Origin of the sequence: Frankia sp. AvcI1, from assembly GCF_001420875.1 — a bacterium.
Lineage (GTDB): Bacteria > Actinomycetota > Actinomycetes > Frankiales > Frankiaceae > Frankia > Frankia alni.
Genome location: NZ_LJFZ01000058.1, coordinates 6,943 through 13,581 on the forward strand (window position 1 = coordinate 6,943; position 6,639 = coordinate 13,581).

Annotated in this window: 3 protein-coding genes and 5 pseudogenes; 5 read left to right on the top strand and 3 right to left on the bottom strand. The window is 59.2% G+C overall.

All coding sequences use genetic code 11. The annotated features are described in order from the left end of the window. Window positions 1–1,962: 1,962 nt before the first annotated feature. The 3 genes and pseudogenes from UK94_RS71905 to UK94_RS31410 all read right to left on the bottom strand — a co-directional run. Window positions 1,963–2,557 (bottom strand): annotated as a pseudogene (locus UK94_RS71905) (cupin domain-containing protein); the annotation flags it as partial. 1 nt (window position 2,558) lies between these two features. Then, window positions 2,559–2,622 (bottom strand): annotated as a pseudogene (locus UK94_RS75625) (hypothetical protein); the annotation flags it as partial. A gap of 929 nt (window positions 2,623–3,551) precedes the next feature. After that, window positions 3,552–3,908, bottom strand: a complete 357-nt coding sequence (locus UK94_RS31410) for a hypothetical protein (RefSeq protein WP_235490876.1) — start codon at window positions 3,906–3,908, stop codon at window positions 3,552–3,554. 1,504 nt (window positions 3,909–5,412) lie between these two features. On the opposite strand from UK94_RS31410, the gene UK94_RS75630 reads away from it, so the two are divergent. The 5 genes and pseudogenes from UK94_RS75630 to UK94_RS33370 form a co-directional block, all read left to right on the top strand. Further along, window positions 5,413–5,470, top strand: a 58-nt coding sequence (locus UK94_RS75630) for a hypothetical protein (protein WP_268761751.1), incomplete at its 3' end; no start/stop codon positions are given. 1 nt (window position 5,471) lies between these two features. Continuing rightward, window positions 5,472–5,920 (top strand): annotated as a pseudogene (locus UK94_RS71910) (Scr1 family TA system antitoxin-like transcriptional regulator); the annotation flags it as partial. 1 nt (window position 5,921) lies between these two features. Then, window positions 5,922–6,167, top strand: a pseudogene (locus UK94_RS71915) (Scr1 family TA system antitoxin-like transcriptional regulator); the annotation flags it as partial. A 1-nt stretch (window position 6,168) separates the two neighbouring features. Then, a pseudogene (locus UK94_RS71920) lies at window positions 6,169–6,270 on the top strand (hypothetical protein); the annotation flags it as partial. Next, window positions 6,267–6,479: a DUF397 domain-containing protein gene (locus tag UK94_RS33370; protein WP_095213115.1), complete on the top strand. Its 213-nt coding sequence runs from the start codon at window positions 6,267–6,269 to the stop codon at window positions 6,477–6,479. The pseudogene UK94_RS71920 and the gene UK94_RS33370, both read left to right, overlap by 4 nt. Window positions 6,480–6,639: the final 160 nt, after the last annotated feature.

Sequence of the window (6,639 nt, forward strand, 5' to 3'; positions counted from 1 at the left end):
GGACGTCGGCGGCAGCCCCATAAAGTATCGGCATGCTGTCGTCAACCATCATGATCAAGGGAGATCGCAAGCGTGGTCGGTATCTCGTCACTTGGGCCTGACGTGGAGGCCCGACCGGTGCGGGTAGGACGTCAATTCGATCTCAGGTCGGAATTGCATGATGAAACAGTTTGCTATGTTGAACAATCACTGAACGTGAGGCTTAACCGGGCGACAGCGGTACGGAAGAGACGCACGATTGGTCTCCGTTCCGACCGCGAGACATGGGTTCGGCTTGAGATGCGNCCGGTTTCAAAGATATTTGGTCAGGGCTGGAATGGAATAGAGTGCGCGTCACTAATACCCGGAATTGCGAAACCGGAATGGTATCGGGGTATTTCGTGGCGCGACCGATCGCGCGACGCAATGTGGCGAGCCGACGAAACCGAGCTAATCACGACGAGCCCGGTTAAGCCCGGGGGGATTCTCACTGCGCATCCGGAGCTCTCCGAAGCATGGTGGGCAACGTTCAATGCGTCGCTTACTGCGCTTGCTGACTACGCCACCACCCGTATCGCGACGCTACATACCGAACCTATGACGCAGGCTCGTCTCACCACTGCTATCAACGGGGTATTTCCTGGCAGGATAGACACCACTGTTGACCANTGGAGAGCGTCACATGCGGATCTGAATTGGGCCAACATTACGGCGCCAGACTGCTACCTACTTGATTGGGAAGATTGGGGCATGGNGCCACGTGGCCTGGACGCTGCATATTTGTGGGTCAACTCGTTGGNAGTTCCCGATCTTGCTGTTCGTATTCATGCCGAACGGAGCTCCGACCTCGATAGCAGGTCCGGAAAACTTGCTCGACTTTATTTCTGCTGTGAAATCATGGCAGCCCCGGGCGACTATCGAGGTTCAATTCTGGAGCCCGCGGAACGGGCGGNGACACAGCTAGTCTATGATCTCAGCTCGTGACAGATCTCGTGCGTAGGAGACTGCGATAACGGGCAATGACGTCACTGTCGACGTCAAGGGCAGTTGCCTTGACGAGATCGTTAAGATGTTCAATGCGGTTCGTACTCACAGCAATTCGACTGACGCGCGGCAGCTCGTACGCCACGCGGAATGCCGCCTGGACGTGGTTACTTTCTTGATTTGGAGCGAGAAAAATTCGGGTATTCACGGCATTCCACACGGGATTTGTTGTGCTTCCGCCAAAAGGACTCATCCCCCAGAGAGAATCTGAACCAAGGCCGAATATCGCCCCTACCTGCTCGCCGGCATCTAAGATGCTCGACTCTGTAAGCAGACCAGCCCTCACCATGAGAGTGCATGGGGTGGGAATTGTTCCTACGGCAGCGCGGGCGAGTACTCTGAGCAGAGTTCGGGGGTCCCAGGATGCGATGCCCCACGAGCGACAAAACCCGGCTTTGACTGCTTCAACGAGGACGGTGGAAGCCCCTATCAGACGGTCGTATCCTTCATCCGGCGAGAGGCCCGCGAGTGACCGTTCTGGGTTGTGAAGAAAAATGACGTCAGATGCCCGGCCAAGATCGTCAGTTGATTTCTCGATGGCATTTNGCAGCCGACCTATTTCCAGGGAGTGCTCCGTACCTCCGAGACCCGGAAAGAATCCGACTTTCGTTGATAGGGTAAATTCTTGCAAAAGATATTCCGGCAAGCGTCCTAAATTACGATGGGATGCGTAACCAAAATAGTTGTAGCCAGTATCCATCTCGCGTACACCGAGTTTCAAGGCGGATTCAAAGAACTGTCGTGCGTGGCTAGACCTGTATAGCCCGAGAACAATTCTGGGGTTACCTCTGCACATATTCCCTCCCGGAGCAGAACATCAGCCACGCGAACAGCGTCGATTCCAGTCGCGGAGGATACGTGCTTGAGGTCCACTGGAAGACCTGAGAGAAGAACTCTCAGAGCGGGCAGTGCGCCTGCATGAAATGTGATCTTCTTCGNGGCTGACCGTAGAATGACGACGTCATCCCGAGTTTCGACGGTAGGTTGAAATTCGGTGACGCAGGCGACTGTGGTTATGGGGTCGAACATGCCCCATGTTGTGATGTGACGGGATGTTGAATATTCTTCCTCGCGGGCGGTGAGGAATTGTGAGGGTGGTATTGTGGTGAGCAGTCGTGAGGCGGCCTCAGTGAGCATTCGTGTCTGGTCCTGGCGGTGTTCGTGCGGCTCCCGCCGGTCTAAATCGTGACGGAAAATCTCGTCCGTGCGGGAACGATCTGCGAGCCATGCTAGCCAGTCCACGCCGGTTCTTTTCACGAACCCGAATGTCACGTGTAGGCTGAACCCTTCGTCCTTGCCCGCACGGGTCGCCTGATGCCAATGACCACGAGGAATATAAAGGCAGTCACCGGTCTGCAAAGTTCCCGACCATACTATTTCATTACTTGGTTCGAGATTGGGCGAAGTATCGCGGTACATCGGCGCGGCGCGGGAGGAACCGCGGATCTCCCAATCTTTGTCGCCTGCGAGTTGTACCACTATGACGTCGTGATCGTCCCAGTGTAACGCGAATCCGGCCGAATCCTGTGTAGTGNGATAGACGTTAACTTGCACCAGCTCGTGCGACCACCATTGGAGAGCGCGACATGCAATCTCCATTGTTGGATCGAACTGGTTCAGNGCGTCCAGCACGAGCGTNCACCCTGACCGAATTAGATCGCCGAGCCGACTCATGTTCACCATGGGGACGGCTTGTCCTCGGCGAGTCGTCGACAAACTTAGATATGAGTTCGGGTTNAGCTCCGATCCGTTCTGGAAGCACCGTAACTGTGGCGGAAGAAGACTGCGGCGCATGACGATGTCGAGCAGCCGTACCGGAGTAAGGATACGGGCGCATAGACCAGGATCGGTCAGAATTCCTCGTGCGAATACATCGCCTAGTCCGTGCCCTTCGGAGAGGCTGAGTGCCTCCTCGATACCACGAACCAGGCGATGATCCACGATAATTCCTTTACCGAGGGCGGATTCGGGAAAATTGTACGACGACTCTGCCGCCGAATGAAACTAATGTGGCGTGTGGAACGGCGCTAGCAGAGTAAAATTTCACCCGTCTCTGTTGTCGCCGGAGTCTCCGGCGGCACCGTCCGAAGTCTGGGCATCGTCGCGGTTCTGAGCGACGACCAAATGTTCCACGGCTACGAGCAGATCATCGGGGTCGATCATTGTGCAGTCTCCTTTAGTAGGCGGTCTTGAACTCTGACACCGCGTGTCAGACGAAGGTTCGATCGAACTTGCTTGCAAACAGGCTTGCTCTGTCGAACTGCGGTGAAGAGAAGATTACCGGGCGACTCTGGTTGTCGGGGCCACTTTGGCAGATTCGGGTGCCGGTCGTTGGATCTTCGCTGGTCAGGCGGCTTTCTGCGCGGTCAACCTGTGAACTCGCGAGTGGCGAGACGCTCCCCCGGCCGTGACTCCCAGTTGCGGGTCGTTTCAGGTGCCTTGACGGTAGGGCATGCGGCCAACGGAGGCGGGTGAACTGCCCCCGACCTCGGGGCATGGCTGGTCGGGCATGGGATGTCCGGGGCTGGTCAGTCTGGCGGGTCGGGCGGGGTCACGGGGAGATTGGTCCACCCGATTTCGGTGTACACGGAGGTGGTCATCAATGAGGGCATCACTGCACCGTCCCACGCCCCGAGCGGCACGGGCGGGTGGCCGGGTGCGCACCAGCGGCGGGCCGGCAGCGTTGCCGGGTCGGGCGCTGGAACGGGTTCGCCGGTCCAGAATCCGACGCTGATGACCAGGCCGATTCCGCCGTGGGCAAGGTCGCTGCTGTGCGCGGTCACGTGGGCGAGTATGAGATCTTGTTCGCGTGCCTCGATGCCGAGTCGCTGGCGGATGAAGTCAATGGTCTGGTTGTAGGGCGATAGGTCGAACGTCAGTGCCATGGCGGGAAGACCCCATGTGCCCGTCGCTCTCCGGACGAACAGAAAGCGGCCGTAGCAGTCGATCAGAAGGGCGTGGGCGGTGGTCTGCGGTGGGCGAGGAGTACCGTTCACGCCGCGTCCACCGTCCCCACTCGGGACCGTCCGACTTGGCCTGCGGGGGGCGCCCTGCACACCCCGGGGGGGATGGGACTCTGGTTGGGTAGGTGCCAGTCGTCGAGGGCACGCAGTCCGTCCGCGACTCGTTGCAGTAGCGCGGGATCGTGTTGGAACGTGACGGGTACTGCGGCCNGGTCCGCCTGCGGCGTCCGCTTCGCGAGCTTCTCCGATGGCGCGGGAGCGGTCGGCGGGTGCGGCGTTGGCCGCAACGTTTCGGCGTGGATCTGCGACCAGACGACTTTCCCGCCGGCCTTTGGCCGATACCAGGACCATCGGATGCTGAGCGCGTCGACCAGGAAGAGCCCGCGTCCGCCTTCCCGGTCCGGACTCTGGCCGGTCAGCGCGGGCGGGTTGCCGGAGCTGTCCCAGACCTCGATGACAAGCCGGTCGCCGCTTGCGGTCAGCCGGAACGCAATTTGTCCATCGGCGGGGCTTGCCTTTATCGCGTTCGTCGCCAGCTCGGATATCACCAGCTTCGCGGTTTCTATGGCAGCGGAATGGATTCGCCATTCCCAGAGTATGCGCCCGGTGGCTGCACGGGCGGCCGGAACCGCGACATAGGAGGCCGAGAACCTGTCTACAGCCACTCGGAGGATCGGGGGCGGTCGTTGCGTCATTTTCGCNCACCGCCGTAAGTTGCAGATTCCATGAAAGAGTCTCCGTACAGGAGACCGGAGACGACAAAGGATCGCGCCTGGTCGGGCATCAATGCAATCTCCGGTCGAGCCGTTTAGGGAAGTCCAGGAGGGCGGAGAATTCTGGTTCGCCGAATCGCACAGACGAGCGAGGATTACGCATCGCGTGTTTCCAGAAACGCCAGGAAAGGATCACTGACCGGCGCGATACATTGCTACCCAACCGTTCCGCGGGGACACACCCAAGAGTCCGGATGTTAGTACTGCNCCATAGAACNCACCTGCACTCCTGTGGATTGACGACCACGGAGGTTCGGGTCTCGGGACTGAAGATCTCGACGTGGCCCGTGAATCCGCGGTTTTGTACATATGAATGTGCCCACATGTGCCCCGCTCGCGTATCGGGGAAGTTTGCGAGCACCNAACCGTCCGAATCGAACGCGAGGACCGGTCCCTGCAACGCTCCGTCAACCCTCCTCACCCACGGCACGACCCGCCCCCCCTGGCCCGGGTCGCCGCGCTCGCNGCCTGTGACGCTGTCTCCATGAGGAGTGAAACACTGCAAGACTCGGAAATGCAAGACTGCACTTGAAAGTTCCGGAAGACTGGGCCATCATTGCAAAACGTGCGGTCCGAGTCTTTCACTTCGAGTGAAAGACTGACCTCACAACGAGGAGAGGTGGGCGATGCCAGAGGGCACGANCGGATCGACCGTGCCGCGACGCCAGCTCGGCCGGTACCTACGGGATCTTCGGAACCAGGCGAGGCTGANGGTCCGGGCCGCCGCCCGCCAGACAGAATGGTCCGAGGCCAAGATCTGGCGCATCGAGTCGGGGCTGACATCGCTACGGAGCTTCGACGTTGAGATCATGTGCCGTATCTACGAAGCGTCACCTGACCTGACTGAAGCTCTTATGGGACTGGCGAAGGAGACCAAAGCTCGCGGTTGGTGGCACAGCTACGGCGACGTCATCCCTGAACAGTTCGATTTGTACATTGGGTTGGAGGAAGCGGCCTCACGCTTCGCCTGGTACGAATCCGATCTTGTACCTGGACTACTCCAGACCGACGAGTATGTCCGAGCGTTGATTCAGGAGGATAACCCTGGTGTAGAAGAGAGCGAGATTGAAGGTCGGGTGAATCTTCGCATGGCCCGGCAGGTGATTCTTACGAGAGCCGCTGAGCGGCCGGTGCTTGACGTTGTTCTCAATGAATCGATCCNCCGCCGACCGGTCGGGGGCGCGTCGGTGTTGGCGAGGCAGCTTGACAGGCTGGTGGAAGTTGCGGACCTGCCGAACGTCACGATTCGTGTAGTACCATTTCGGGCAGGGCTGCACGCTGGGGTGATGTCAGGTCCTTTTGTCGTGCTCCGGTTTCCAAGTAACGGCGACGGCAAAAATACAGAGCCTCCGACAGTCTATGTGGAAGGTTTGACGGGTGCGCTTTATCTGGACAAACCGCATGAAGTNGAACGCTACGAAGCTGCGTTCACGAGTGTCTGGGACGCGACCCTTGACGAGTCCTCAGCAAAGGACTTGATTTCTCAGGCAGCTAGGGAGCTGAGGGAATGAACAAGTACGATCTTTCCGGTGCAGCATGGCGCAAGAGTAGTCACAGTAATGCCGACAGGAACTGTGTGGAAGTCGCTTTCCTCGGAGACGGGTCTGTCGCGGTTCGCGACAGCAAGGACTCGGGAAATGGGCCGGCGTTGATCTTCACTTCGAGTGAATGGGCAGCCTTCATGGGCGGAGTGATCGACGGAGAGTTTCAACGGCCTTAGAAGCCTGAACCNCCGTATGGCGGTGGGATCTGCTGGCGTGTACTCGCGGGGTCACCCCGTGGCCGTGACGTCCGGCGGGTGGGATTTCCCGCTCGCCGGACCGATCTCCGTCCGCTCTTGCCGTGGAAGCCAGGGGAACCGTCCCCGGCTCGGCTGGACG

What these genes read in the sequence shown, in the direction of transcription:
- UK94_RS31410 (WP_235490876.1), bottom strand. Translation starts at nt 3,908, where the DNA reads ATGGCACTGACGTTCGACCTATCGCCCTACAACCAGACCATTGACTTC.
- UK94_RS33370 (WP_095213115.1), top strand. Translation starts at nt 6,267, where the DNA reads ATGAACAAGTACGATCTTTCCGGTGCAGCATGGCGCAAGAGTAGTCAC.